The following is a 12427-nucleotide window of genomic DNA, read 5'->3' on the forward strand; positions in this document are numbered from 1 at the left end:
GGGTTTTGTACACCTGATGCCGCTAAGGAGGTTTCTTGAGGGCGCCTGCTGTACAAAAACTCCCGGGTACGACGACGGCCGGTACCTCTCGTGCGAAAGGTACCGGCCGTCGTCGTGCTTTGGGTTTAAGCCAAGGGTCAGGCCTTGTGGGCCGGCGACGTCATGGTGGTGACGTCCAAAGCCTTATCGAGGTCGGCCTCGGAGACCTTGCCTTCGCCTTCGCCAACGAAGCCGAGCTGCTCGGTAGCCTGGCGGATGGTCAGGCCCTCCTTGACGGCGGTCTTGGCGATCTTGGCGGCGTTTTCGTAGCCGATGTACTTGTTCAGCGGCGTCACGATCGAGGGGGAGGCCTCGGCCAGGAACCGGGCACGCTCGACGTTGGCGGTGATGCCGTCGATCATCTTGTCGGCCATGACGCGGCTGGTGTTGGCCAGCAGACGGATGGACTCGAGGAGGTTGGCGGCCATGACGGGGATACCGACGTTGAGTTCGAAGGCGCCGTTGGTGCCGGACCAGGCGATGGCGGTGTCGTTGCCGATGACCTGGGCGCACACCATGATGGACGCTTCGCAGATGACCGGGTTGACCTTGCCGGGCATGATCGAGGAGCCGGGCTGGAGGTCCGGAAGGGCGATTTCGCCCAGGCCCGTGTTGGGGCCCGAGCCCATCCAGCGGAGGTCGTTGTTGATCTTCATGAAGGAGATCGCGATGTTGCGCAGCTGGCTGGAGCCCTCGATCAGGCCGTCGCGGTTCGCCTGTGCCTCAAAGTGGTCGCGGGCTTCGGTCAGCGGGAGGCCGGTGTCGGCTGCGAGGAGTTCGATGACGCGCTCCGGGAAGCCTGCCGGGGTGTTGATGCCGGTACCAACAGCGGTACCGCCCAGGGGGACCTCGGCTACGCGGGGGAGAGCGGCGTTGATGCGCTCGATGCCGTAGCGCACCTGCGCTGCGTAACCGCCGAATTCCTGGCCAAGCATGACCGGGGTCGCATCCATGAGGTGCGTACGGCCGGACTTGACGACGTCCTTGAACTCCACGGCCTTGCGGTCCAGGGAAGCTGCCAGGTACTCGAGGGCCGGGATCAGGTCATTGATCAGGGCCGAGGTGGCGGCGACGTGGACGGAAGTCGGGAAGACGTCGTTGGAGGACTGGGAAGCGTTGACGTGGTCGTTGGGGTGGACCACCTTGTCGCTGCCGGCGGCCGAGAGGGCGCGGGAAGCCAGTTCCGCGATGACCTCGTTGGTGTTCATGTTGGACGAGGTACCCGAGCCGGTCTGGAAAACGTCGATCGGGAAGTCGCCGTCGTACTTGCCCGTTGCAACCTCATCGGCAGCTGCGGCGATGGCCTCGGCGAGCTCGCCATCGAGCACCCCCAGTTCGGCGTTCGCCAGTGCGGCGGCCTTCTTGACCCGGGCAAGGGCTTCAATGTGTGTGCGCTCGAGCGTTTTGCCGGAGATGGGGAAGTTCTCCACAGCACGCTGCGTCTGGGCGCGGTACAGGGCGTTCACGGGGACGCGAACTTCGCCCATCGTGTCATGTTCAATACGGAACTCAGTGGTGGAAGTCATGGGGCTAGCTTATGGCGATCCGACGCCTCACAGAAAACCCGGAGGAGAGTGCTACGTGCTCCGGCGTTGCCGCCGGAGCACGTCCCCTTAGAGCTTGCCGATCCCGGAAACGAGGGCCGCGCGGCCCTCATCGAGCTTGTACGACAGGCCGATGACGGCGACGCGGCCGTCGTCGATGGCGTCGGAAATCACACGGGAGCTGTCGGCCAGGCGTGCGGCGGTCTGCTTCACGTGCTCCACCACCATGTCGTTGACGTCTTCCTGCTCGTTGCGCTTGGCAGTCAGGACGGAGGGGGTGATGCGTTCGACGAGGTCCCGGATGAAGCCCGCAGGCATCTCACCGGTCTCGACAGCTGCCTTGGTGGCCTTCACCGCACCACAGCTGTCGTGGCCGAGGATGACGATCAAGGGAACCCGGAGTTGGCTGATGCTGTATTCCAGGGAACCGAGGACGGCATCGTCAATCACCTGGCCGGCAGTCCGCACAACAAAAGCATCACCAAGGCCGAGGTCGAAAATGATCTCTGCAGCGAGCCGGGAATCGGAACAACCGAAGATGACGGCGAAGGGGTTTTGGTCCTCGATGAGGGACGAGCGACGGGCGGCATCCTGGTTGGGGTGCAGGGATTCGCCGGAGACAAAGCGTTCGTTGCCCTCGCGGAGACGGCGCCACGCCAGGGCTGGAGTCAGGTAAGTAGGCACGAACCTTACTTTACGACGCAGAGGCAGCAGTCAGTGAAACTGTTGCGCGCCAATCGGTCAGGCGGACGGGGCAGCTGAGGCCGAAGGTGCGGTGCCCTGGTCCGCTGACTTGACGACGGCGGTGGCCAACGTCGCGAATTCCTCGAGGCTTGCCGTGCCGCTCAGGATGATGGTGGTGCCCTTGTAGTCCAGGACCATGCTGCGCTTTTCCTTGCCCGAATCGCGCAGTTCCCACTCCTGCCCGCCGGCGTTGCGCGTGCCGGTGACCGGGAGGTTGCCCGTCTGCTGCAATACCCAGGTGGGATTGGCCTTATTGGTCTGGGTGAGGCCGATGAAAGCTTCCTTGGGAGTCAGGAAACCGACCTCCCAAGTGGGCACGCCTGTCCCGCTGCCCGATTCCCACCGCGCGTAATTCGGGGTAAATGTGTCGCCGGTATCGGGAGTGACAGGTGTGAATCCCGCCACACCTTCGGCGTTCCTGGCGATGGAGGAGACATCGATGGGAGGCCTGAAGCCGTCGCCCTTCGGAGCCGGATTCATCAGGACGATGGGGAGGAAAGCCAGCACGCAGACCAAAAGGGCAATGACCATGCCAATCACGGACGCGTTGGCCCGTTTGGCAGCTTTCGCCGCGATGACGGGCTTGAAGGGGGCATCCGGGGCACTGGTTGGCTCAGCCGCGGCAGCATCCGGTTGGTTGCCGGCAGCGGGCTTGTCCTGCGTTTCACTCACCCTTCCATGATCCCTTATCGGGGCAGGGAACACACATCGGGCAACCTCACCGCCGGTATTGCGGCCGGTGGTCATTCAACCACCCGGAGTGGACGTGGCGACTATGATCGTTGGTAGAGGAACCCCGGGTTGCCCCGCGCAACCATGTCCGGTCCCGTGAATCGTCACTCGAAGAAGAGGTTCAAGTGTCTCCTGCACCAATGACCCAGCAGTATTCCACGATTTCGCCGTCGCTCGCCGTCGGCATCGACGAACCCGACCGCAACCTTGCGCTTGAACTCGTCCGCGTCACCGAAGCCGCGGCAATTGCCGGCGGCCACTGGGTAGGTTTCGGCGACAAGAACAAAGCCGACGGTGCCGCCGTCGACGCCATGCGTTCGTTCCTTCACACCGTCCACTTCAACGGCGTCGTGGTGATTGGTGAAGGCGAAAAAGACGAAGCCCCCATGCTGTTCAACGGCGAGCAGGTTGGTGACGGCACCGGTCCCGAGTGCGACGTCGCCGTCGATCCCATCGACGGAACCCGCCTCACCGCCCTGGGCATCAACAACGCCCTCGCAGTGCTGGCAGTCGCTGAGCGCGGCTCCATGTTCGACCCCTCCGCCGTCTTCTACATGGAGAAGCTCGTCACGGGTCCCGAGGCCGCCGACATGGTGGATCTGCGCCTGCCCGTCAAGCAGAACCTGCACCTCATCGCCAAGGCCAAGGGCGTCAAGGTCAACCAGCTCAATGTCATGATCCTTGACCGTGACCGCCACCGCCCGCTGGTTGAAGAGATCCGCGAAGCCGGCGCGCGCACCAAGTTCATCATGGATGGCGACGTCGCAGGCGCCATCGCAGCAGCCCGTACCGGCACCGGCGTCGACGCCCTCATGGGCATCGGCGGCACCCCGGAAGGCATCGTTGCGGCCTGCGCCATCAAGTCCCTCGGCGGCGTCATCCAGGGCCGCCTCTGGCCGACGTCGGACGACGAGAAGCAGAAGGCCATCGACGCCGGACACGACCTCGACCGCGTCCTGTCCACCAACGACCTCGTCACCTCGGACAACTGCTACTTCGCAGCCACCGGCATCACCGACGGTGACCTCCTGCACGGCGTCCGCTACCAGAAGGACCGCGTCCTGACCCAGTCCATCGTGATGCGCTCGAAGTCCGGCACCGTCCGCTTCGTTGATGCTGAGCACCACGCATCCAAGTGGGAGACGTACGCGCGCAAGGCGTAATCCCTCCACTGCAGTCGCGTCTTTGACGCGAAAAGCGCCCCATCGCTCTGCGGCTATCTCCTCGTACCTCGTCGATTTGATGCCGCTCCCGCGATTGGGCGCTTTTCGCTGTTTGGATGCGTTGGTGCCGGGGCTTCCGGCTTCGCGCGATTTTTGGGTAGGGGTAGGTCGGGCGCGGGAAAGGCTTAGCGGAGTTTGTCGCGGAGCTTCCTGGCCAGCTGGTAGGCGCCGTAGCGGAGTTTGTTGACCGGGAGGTCCCAGGTGCCGGGGTAGGAGACTTCGCGGCCTCCGAAGGATTTCTTGAACGCCGTGAAGCCCGCCCACTTGTGGTCCGGCTGGTCCTCGGGTGCGACGCCCCAGAGGTCCACGTGCTTGAGGCCCTTTTCCTTGGCGTCTGCCATGAGGGTTACCAGGAGGGGGATGCCTGCGCTGAGCTTGCGGTGCGTGTCATCGAGTGCCGCGTGCGCGTAGACCCGGGTATCTGCCGAATCGTAGGCGAAGGCGGCCGCGATGGGCTCACCTTCCAGTTCGGCGATGAACAAGGTTCCGGCCCCTGCAGGCAGCAATGACGCCGCCACCTGGGTCAGGTATTCATCGCTCTGCGGCTTGAAGCCATTCCGCGCCGCCGTCAGGTGGAGGAAGTGCAGCAGGATGGAGATGTCCGCCGGGTCCTGGGAGGTCCGGAACGTCACTCCCTTTTTGTGGATGTTCCGGTACAAGTTCCGGTTTGTTGGCTTCATGCCCGCGAGGACGTCCTTGAAATCCCCGTCCAGATCCACAATCCAGCTGAGTTCCGGCTGCTGGTTGACCGGCGCGGGCCGTAAGCCCCGCGCGCGGAGCAGGGGACCGGCGTCGGACGCGGTAAAACCTGCCGCAGCAGGTTCCATCCGGACGAAGACGGCGTGCTCCGCCTTGGCCAGCGCCACCAAAGCCGCCGTGGCGGCGTCGAATGCTTCGACGGAATCAGCCACCGGCCCATAGGGGGCATAGATGACTTTGCCGGCGGGGTTCTTCTCCTCAATTGCGAGGAAACTCCATCCGGGGCCGGATTTTTCGTGGACGCGGCGCCCCAGGGAACGCTGGACTGCCGCCCATGCGGGCGTCTGGAGGAAGAATTCCACGGTTCAGTTCCCCAAGCCTGTCGTGACTGCGAAGGCAATGCTGGTGTCCGTCGCGCCCTGGACCGGGTGGACGTTGACCGGGGCTTCGACGTCGGGGATGAACGCTGCAGCGCCACGTCCAAGCTGGAGGTCGCTCTTGGGCGAGTCGAGAAGCACGGCGCCGGAAACAACCACGACGACGGCGGGCCCGGTCTGCGCCAGCGGCACCGGTGCTGCGTCAGGGCCGAGCTCGATGCGCTGGAGCTGGAACTCCTTGAACGGCGGGCGGTACAGCTCCTGTCCGAACTCCGTCCCGCTGGCCTCGACGCGTGGAACCCCGAGGGATTCGAAACGTACGGTCTTCAACAGTTCCGGAACGTCCACGTGCTTGGGCGTGAGCCCACCGCGAAGGACATTGTCCGAGGACGCCATGACCTCGACGCCCAGGCCGTGCAGATAGGCGTGGATGTTCCCCGCAGGGAGGTAGACCACTTCACCGGGTTCGAGGGACAAATGGTTCAGGAGCAGGGAGATGAGGACGCCGGGGTCGCCGGGGAAGGCTTCATTGATGTCCAGCATTGCGGTCAGCGCTTCCCGGTGCGGCTCCAGCGGTGCCCCGGCAGAAAGTACCGCGACTACCTCGTTAATGGCATCGGAGACGTCACTGCCGCCCTGGATGAGCCGGCTGAAGGCAGCCTTCAGCGCAGCGGAAGCATCAGCTTGCGCAAGGTCGGTGACGACGTCGGCGATAACGGCGGGAACGTCGATGGCGGCGGAGTCAAGGACGTGCGCCAGGTGTTCAAAGATGCCGCGGGAGTCAGCAGGGGAGCGGAAGCCGCACAACGCCTTGAAGGGCGTGAGGGCGAAGATCATTTCCGGCTTGTGGTTGTCATCGCGGTAGTTGCGTTCAGCGGCGTAGGGGGCGATCCCGGCGGCGTTCTCGCGGGCAAATCCTTCACGGGCCTGCTCCAGGCTCGGATGGACCTGGAGGGAAAGCGGCTTTTCGGCCGCCAGGAGCTTGGTGAGGAAGGGCAGACGGGGACCAAATCCAGCGAGGCTTTCGGAGCCAAGGAAGCGCTGCGGATCCGAGGCGATCAAGGCGTCCAGGGGCTGGGTGACACCGTTGGGGTGGATGGCCGTCGAAGGGGAGTCCGGGTGGGCCCCGATCCACATTTCAGCCTCCGGGCCGCCCGAGGCCTGCCGGCCCAGCAGTCCGGCGATGGCCGTCGTCGAACCCCACGCATAGGGCCGCAAAACATTCTCAATCTGGTACACGAAAGAAAGTCCTTATCGTTGCGCTGGACGTGGGATGGAGCTCAAAGGGGGAATTTACAGTGGTGCGCACTGGCCGTTGGTGGCCACGAGGTCGCGGATGCCTTGCTCATCGCCCTGGGCTTTGAGACCGTTCAACAACTCAATGGTGATCGGCGTGCCGTCGGGGGTTGTGGTCACCGGAGTGAAGTCCGCAGAGGGTGAAGGCAGTTGGCTTGCGGGCAGCAGGCCAGTAACCGGACCGGCGGCCATGACGGGCCCGGCGCCCGGACGGTCATGGGTCACGACGGCGTCACTTGCCTTGGGGCTGTTGGACGAGGAGGCGAGGACTTCCTGGACCTTGGAGTGGATCAGGTCAAAGTCAGGCACCGTGGAGAAGGATGCGTCGAAGTCCGGTGGCCCGATGGTGAGCCGTTTGACGGGCTGGTTCTTGGACTTCAAGGCGAGGTCCACAAAGCTGCCCAGCTGGTTGGACGAGATGTTGGAATCGACCACCTTGGTCCCGGCATTGGCGATGTCCTCGAACTTGGTCAGGAGAGTGGCGGGGTCCAGCTGCTTGAGCATGGCCTGCTGCACGCATTGCTGGCGTGCAATGCGTGCGTAGTCGTCCACGAATTCGCGGGAGCGGCCGTACCAGAGGGCGTGGAAGCCGTCCAGATGCTGGTCTCCGGCAGGGATCCAGCCGTCGGGCATGCCGTGGATTCCGTTGGCCTCATCGGTGACGGGGCCGCTGATGGGTACCCAACCGCCGGCCTTGATGCGGATGCCGCCCATGGCGTCGATGAGTTTGGCGAACCCGTCCATGTCCACCAGGACATAGGCCTGGACCGTGATTCCGAGGGTGCCGGACACAGCTTCCAGGGTTGCCTGTGCGCCCGGGTCCTGAACGCCCGGATACAGGTCCTGGTACTTGTTGGTGACCTCGGTGTTGACGGCGTTGATGAGGCACTCGTCGCCGCAGTTGTAGCCCTCGGGGTAGATCTTCCGCATGGGCGAACTCTCGCTGAACTGTGCGTTCTGGAGGTTGCGGGGGACCGAAATGATGGCGCTTTCGCCCGTTTTCGCATCGACGCTGATCACGGACAGGCTATCGGGACGGCGTCCCGTCCTGTCGTCGCCGGCGTCGCCACCCATCATCAGGAAGTTGTAACGCCCGTCCACGGGATCGATCGCGGGACCGGCCTCGAAAATACTGCCGATTGCGTTGCGGCTGACGTTCAGGACATAGGCAATGTAGCCCAGCGATCCGCTCGCCAGCACGGTGGTGATGGCCACCACGACGGCAATGATGGGACGCATGCCGGGTGCCAGGAGTGTCGGCCTGATGATCCGCAGGGTGTTGAGGAACAGGTAGGCCCATCCCAGGGCCAGCGCCACGAGGACCACGATAATGAACAGCGACCCCACGGGGTGGGTGACAATGCTCAGCAGCATGGTCCGGTTGGTGACTGCGATGACGATGGTTATCAGCGCCAGCGCCCACACCGTGAGCGTGACGCGCAGCGCGATGCGGCCAAGTTTGCGGTCGCCCGCAACGATTTGTGCGCTGCCGGGGACCAGGAGCGTGAGGAGGACCAGCACGAAGGCGCGTTTGGTCCGCACCGGCGCACTGGCGCCGGATGGATAGCGGACAGGATCAGTCAGGGCGGAACCGGGCTGATTCGTGTTCTTGTGCATGGTAGTCATCCGCTGCCTTCCTAGCGGGGGCTCCGGGCTGACGGGTTGGCAGGGGAGAAGACTTCCTCAACCTTGTGGCGAAGGTTCTCCCCTTTTTTGGTGGCCACATCGTTGAGTTCCTGGGCGAAAGCCAGGAGGTCGCCACGAAGCTTGGCGGCAAGTTCATCAGTACCGGAGGCCAGCATCCGCACGGCCAGGAGGCCGGCGTTGCGGGCCCCTGCAATCGACACCGTGGCGACGGGGACGCCGGCCGGCATCTGCACGATCGACAGCAGGGAGTCCATGCCGTCCAGTGTCTTGAGCGGAACCGGAACGCCGATTACCGGAAGGGGGGTCACCGAGGCCAGCATGCCCGGAAGGTGGGCCGCGCCGCCGGCTCCGGCAATGATGACGCGGAGACCGCGCTGGTGGGCGTTCTGTCCGTAGCTGATCATTTCCGTGGGCATACGGTGGGCCGAAACGACGTCCGCTTCAAAAGGTATGCCGAACTCGGCCAGGGCATCGGCCGCGGCCTCCATGACGGGCCAGTCGGAGTCCGAGCCCATGACGAGTCCTACCAGCGGGGCCTGCGGTGTTGTCGTCATACGGTCTCCTCCAGAGTGGGCTGCTCAGGCTTGCGGCCGTCGCGGATGATGTTGGCCACGGTGGTCGCGCGCTGGCGCACCGAGTCGACGTCGGAGGCAGAGGTGCCCACGAGGTTGACGTGACCGATCTTGCGGCCGGGGCGGACGGACTTGCCGTAGGAATGCACCTTGGCCGCGGGCTCATAGGCCAGCGCCTGGGGGAAGGCCTTGAAGAGGTCCTGGTTTTCGCCCCCGAGGAAGTTTTTCATCACCACTACCGGAGCGAGCGCATCGGTGGCGCCCAGCGGCAGGTCCAGAACTGCACGCAGGTGCTGTTCGAACTGGCTGGTGATGGAACCATCCTGGGTCCAGTGGCCGGTGTTGTGCGGACGCATGGCAAGTTCATTGATCAGGAAGCCCGCGCCGACGCCGGGAGTTTCGAACAACTCTGCCGCCATCACGCCTGTGACGCCGAGCTCATTGGCGATGCGGAGCGCAGCTTCCTCGGCAGCGGCAGCTACTTCCACGGGAATGTTCTGTGCCGGGGCGATGACTTCGTCGCAGACTCCGTCCACCTGGATGGTGTGGACCACCGGCCAGGCCCGGGACTCGCCGCTGGGCGTGCGCGCCACCAGGGCTGAGAGTTCACGGCTGAACTCCACCTTCGCTTCGGCCAGCAGGGGGCTCATGGCCTGGAACCAATCGTTGGTCTCCAGGGCCTCCTGGGCGGAGTCGACAATTCTGACGCCCTTGCCGTCGTAGCCGCCACGAGGTGTCTTCAGCACTACGGGCCAGCCGATCCTTTCACCGAAGGCGACCAGTTCGTCAACCGTGTGCACGGCAGACCATTCGGGGTTGGGCAGGCCCAGACGGTCAATGGCGGCCCGCATCACGAGCTTGTCCTGGGCGTTGACCAGGGCATCGGGGCCGGGCTGGACATTGACGCCTGCGTCCAACAGCGCCCTCAGGTGCCCGGTGGGGACGTGTTCGTGATCGAACGTCAGTACGTCCAGGCCTTTTGAGAACTCAAGGAGGGCCTCGAGGTCCTTGTAGTCGCCAATGGGGGCCGTGGCTACGGCAGCCACAGCCGAAACGTCCTCGCCTTCGGCCAAAACGCGGAGTTCAAAGCCCAGTGCGGTAGCGGGCGGAGCCATCATTCGTGCGAGTTGGCCGCCGCCAACAACGCCAATTACTGGAAAAGTCACAAGGTTCAGCCTACCGAACCGGCAGGGGGATCACTGATTCTGCCGCCCTTTTGGCGCCATTTATCGTCAGTTCCGGCCACTGTATTGGCGTTCTCACAGCGTACTCCCGGGCAGCGCTTGGAAATCGGCGCTAAAATGGTCGAGGCCCATCGGCCCACTTTCAACGGCCATGGAGGGTCATGATCACCACACTCGCAGATCGCATCCGCGGACTTGCTTCGCTTTTTTGGCGCGAAGTAGCCAAGTTCGGCGCTGTTGGTGGTGTTGCGTTCGTTATCGACAACGGCCTTACGTACTACCTGATGCATGGCCCCATGACCGACAGCCCGTCCAAGGCACGTTTTGTCGGTGCCGTGGTGGCGACGATCTTCTCGTGGATTGCCAACCGGTTCTGGACCTTCCGGCACCGCCGGCAGGACAACGTTGTGCGCGAGTTCGTGATGTTCGTCATCATCAACGGTATCGGCATCGGTATCTCCACCGGCTTCACGTTCATTGCCAACTACTGGTTGAACATCACTGACAAGAACATGCTTTTCGCGGCCGGCGTGGTCGGCATCCTGGTGGCGACAGTAGTCCGCTTCTTTGCCTACCGCTTCCTGGTCTTCAACAAGGAACTCGACCAGGAACCCGAGTTCTCGCACGACCACGAACTTCTGGACATGCATCCCAAGGCCAAGGCGGGGGCGGAAGCCGGCGCCGGCAACCCGTCGACCGGCGAGTTTCCTTCGGTCAAGAAACCCTGATAAACGCTAAGGCCGGCACAAACGCTAAGGCCGGCTGACGCGCTCGTTGTCCAGAAGGTGCGCGGTGACCTCGACATCTTCGTGCACCAGCACTACGGAGCCGTCTTCTTTCCATGCTCCCAGGGCGGCCGAGAGGCCTGACTCCAAGCCATCGCCGGCGCGGACCAGGAGGCGGACACCCGGTTCCTGCGCAGCCGCGAATCCCTCGAGGAGATCCGAGTGTGCGTATCCGGCCGTGCCACGTACCGCGGAGTTTTCCGCCCCGGGTTCGTCATGCGCCATGAACACGTCGCCATGGGAGCGGACTTCCGCCGCGTAATCCACGACGCCGGACGGCAGCTCGCCCGGCCAGCGCATCGCAAGCGCTGCGAGCGGCACGGCGACGACCGCGTCGAAGCCCGCCCCGGCGCCGTCGTCGGGCTTGTCGGTTACCAGCAGCTCCGCCGAGGTTCCATCAAGCACCACTTCCATGCCCAACTGCCAGGCGGCAAGGGCCCACACAAAGGACTTCCAGTGCGCGGGGAGGTCCAGCCGGACGGCCATTCCGGGCTCGGCATCTAGCTCGTCCTGCAGCAGGTTGCCAGTCTTGGCCACCCAGTTGTCGAAGACCCGTCCGGAGAGTTCAACACGCTCGGAGCCGGGGCCGTACCAGGTGAGCCTGGGCGAGGTGGAATGCCCGGACCTCAGGGCGGTCATCAAGTTCACTGCCGGAATGCTCATGGATCAATCTTGCCACGCAGGTCCCGCGCCACTCCGGGCAGCAACCCCTTGGATGTGAATTGCGACACATCAAAGTTTGTCCATTCGCTGGGCTTCGGGAGGGGGCCGCTGCTATTTCCGCGGAAATTCAACGAAAGTTAACCTCAACCGATCCTGTGCTTCCATTTCCCGCGGCAATCCGCGGAAGCCGCGGCCTGGATGTTGGGCGTGGCGCATCCCACTTTTCCACAGCTTCTTGATTATTATCCCGGCGCGGCTTGACTGGCGGGTAGTTACACGCGTGTAATTAGTAATCAACGCCGCTGCGCAGACAACCGGGACACCGGGAATCGGAAACACATCCAAGCAGCAGCTGCAAACTCAGGAGGGACGCCATGGGGCAAGCGTTGCGTATCCAGGAAGATGCAGTCGTCGCAGAACATGCGTCGGTGAAATACCGTTCGCGGGAGGTGCCGGGAGACTGGTACGTAGATCCTGCGGATCCGGAAGCGGCAGACCGATACAACCAGAATGTGCAGCAGTCTTTGGAGGATCAGGCGACAGCCCTCCTCGCAGCACATGAGGCGTTGATTGGCGACCTGCCGGCTGGTCCGGAAGAAGACCTCGACGATCCTCCCATGGAGCTGCGCCGTCCGCTTGAGACGCCCGGACAGCCTGTGTGGATCGGTCTCCCCGGCCAAGGGGATTTCGATGACGAAGGTGAACTTGGCTGGCAGACGGACGCGCTGTGCGCGCAGACCGATCCTGAAGCGTTTTTCCCTGAAAAGGGCGGATCGACCCGGGATGCCAAGAAAGTGTGCGGAGCGTGCAACGTTCGCTCGCAGTGCTTGGAGTATGCCCTCGCCAATGACGAGCGGTTCGGTATTTGGGGCGGGCTTTCCGAGCGGGAGCGCCGTCGGCTAAGGAAGCGAGCGGTCTAATT

Annotated in this window: 12 protein-coding genes; 3 read left to right on the plus strand and 9 right to left on the minus strand. The window is 63.8% G+C overall.

Annotation, left to right across the window (positions count from 1 at the left end; all coding sequences use genetic code 11):
- Nucleotides 1-137 precede the first annotated feature (137 nt).
- The 3 genes from PYR64_RS04570 to PYR64_RS04580 all read right to left on the minus strand — a co-directional run bounded on the left by PYR64_RS04570 (nucleotide 138) and on the right by PYR64_RS04580 (nucleotide 2999).
- Nucleotides 138-1565 carry a class II fumarate hydratase gene (locus tag PYR64_RS04570; RefSeq protein WP_055974872.1) on the minus strand — a complete coding sequence of 476 codons (1428 nt, stop codon included), beginning with the start codon at nucleotides 1563-1565 and terminating at the stop codon, nucleotides 138-140.
- An 87-nt stretch (nucleotides 1566-1652) separates the two neighbouring features.
- A complete protein-coding gene (locus tag PYR64_RS04575; RefSeq protein WP_018777305.1) occupies nucleotides 1653-2267 on the minus strand; it encodes a carbonic anhydrase in 615 nt (204 codons plus the stop codon).
- Nucleotides 2268-2324: 57 nt separating this feature from the next.
- Entirely contained in the window at nucleotides 2325-2999 is a 675-nt protein-coding gene (locus PYR64_RS04580) for a DUF4245 domain-containing protein (protein ID WP_018777306.1), read from the minus strand.
- Between the two features lie 200 nt (nucleotides 3000-3199).
- Here PYR64_RS04580 and glpX point away from each other — a divergent pair, with 200 nt between their 5' ends.
- Nucleotides 3200-4222 (plus strand): class II fructose-bisphosphatase, encoded by a 1023-nt coding sequence (glpX, locus tag PYR64_RS04585; protein WP_018777307.1) that lies wholly within the window; start codon nucleotides 3200-3202, stop codon nucleotides 4220-4222.
- 185 nt (nucleotides 4223-4407) lie between these two features.
- On the opposite strand, the gene PYR64_RS04590 is transcribed toward glpX, so the two are convergent.
- The 5 genes from PYR64_RS04590 to PYR64_RS04610 are packed head-to-tail and all read right to left on the minus strand — an operon-like array spanning nucleotide 4408 to nucleotide 10039.
- Complete coding sequence (locus PYR64_RS04590) at nucleotides 4408-5343, minus strand: peptidoglycan bridge formation glycyltransferase FemA/FemB family protein (RefSeq protein ID WP_189075890.1); 936 nt, start codon at nucleotides 5341-5343, stop codon at nucleotides 4408-4410.
- A gap of 3 nt (nucleotides 5344-5346) precedes the next feature.
- Nucleotides 5347-6597 (minus strand): mannose-6-phosphate isomerase, class I, encoded by a 1251-nt coding sequence (manA, locus tag PYR64_RS04595; protein ID WP_275778631.1) that lies wholly within the window; start codon nucleotides 6595-6597, stop codon nucleotides 5347-5349.
- Nucleotides 6598-6651: 54 nt separating this feature from the next.
- The gene (locus PYR64_RS04600) at nucleotides 6652-8280 is read right to left on the minus strand and encodes an LCP family protein (RefSeq protein ID WP_275778632.1); all 1629 of its coding nucleotides are present in this window, start codon (nucleotides 8278-8280) and stop codon (nucleotides 6652-6654) included.
- An 11-nt stretch (nucleotides 8281-8291) separates the two neighbouring features.
- Entirely contained in the window at nucleotides 8292-8855 is a 564-nt protein-coding gene (gene purE, locus PYR64_RS04605) for a 5-(carboxyamino)imidazole ribonucleotide mutase (RefSeq protein WP_018777311.1), read from the minus strand.
- A complete protein-coding gene (locus PYR64_RS04610; RefSeq protein ID WP_275778634.1) occupies nucleotides 8852-10039 on the minus strand; it encodes a 5-(carboxyamino)imidazole ribonucleotide synthase in 1188 nt (395 codons plus the stop codon). Before PYR64_RS04610 ends, purE begins: the two co-directional genes overlap by 4 nt.
- A 179-nt stretch (nucleotides 10040-10218) precedes the next feature.
- Between PYR64_RS04610 and PYR64_RS04615 the strand changes: the two genes are divergently transcribed.
- Nucleotides 10219-10785, plus strand: coding sequence for a GtrA family protein (locus PYR64_RS04615; RefSeq protein ID WP_018777313.1), 567 nt, complete (start codon nucleotides 10219-10221; stop codon nucleotides 10783-10785).
- Nucleotides 10786-10809: 24 nt separating this feature from the next.
- On the opposite strand, the gene PYR64_RS04620 is transcribed toward PYR64_RS04615, so the two are convergent.
- Complete coding sequence (locus PYR64_RS04620) at nucleotides 10810-11505, minus strand: TIGR03089 family protein (protein WP_079581088.1); 696 nt, start codon at nucleotides 11503-11505, stop codon at nucleotides 10810-10812.
- Nucleotides 11506-11879: 374 nt separating this feature from the next.
- On the opposite strand from PYR64_RS04620, the gene PYR64_RS04625 reads away from it, so the two are divergent.
- A complete protein-coding gene (locus tag PYR64_RS04625; RefSeq protein WP_018777315.1) occupies nucleotides 11880-12425 on the plus strand; it encodes a WhiB family transcriptional regulator in 546 nt (181 codons plus the stop codon).
- The last annotated feature ends 2 nt before the right edge of the window (nucleotides 12426-12427 follow it).

Origin of the sequence: Paenarthrobacter sp. Y-19 (genome assembly GCF_029223985.1) — a bacterium.
Classification (GTDB): Bacteria; Actinomycetota; Actinomycetes; order Actinomycetales; family Micrococcaceae; genus Arthrobacter; species Arthrobacter nicotinovorans.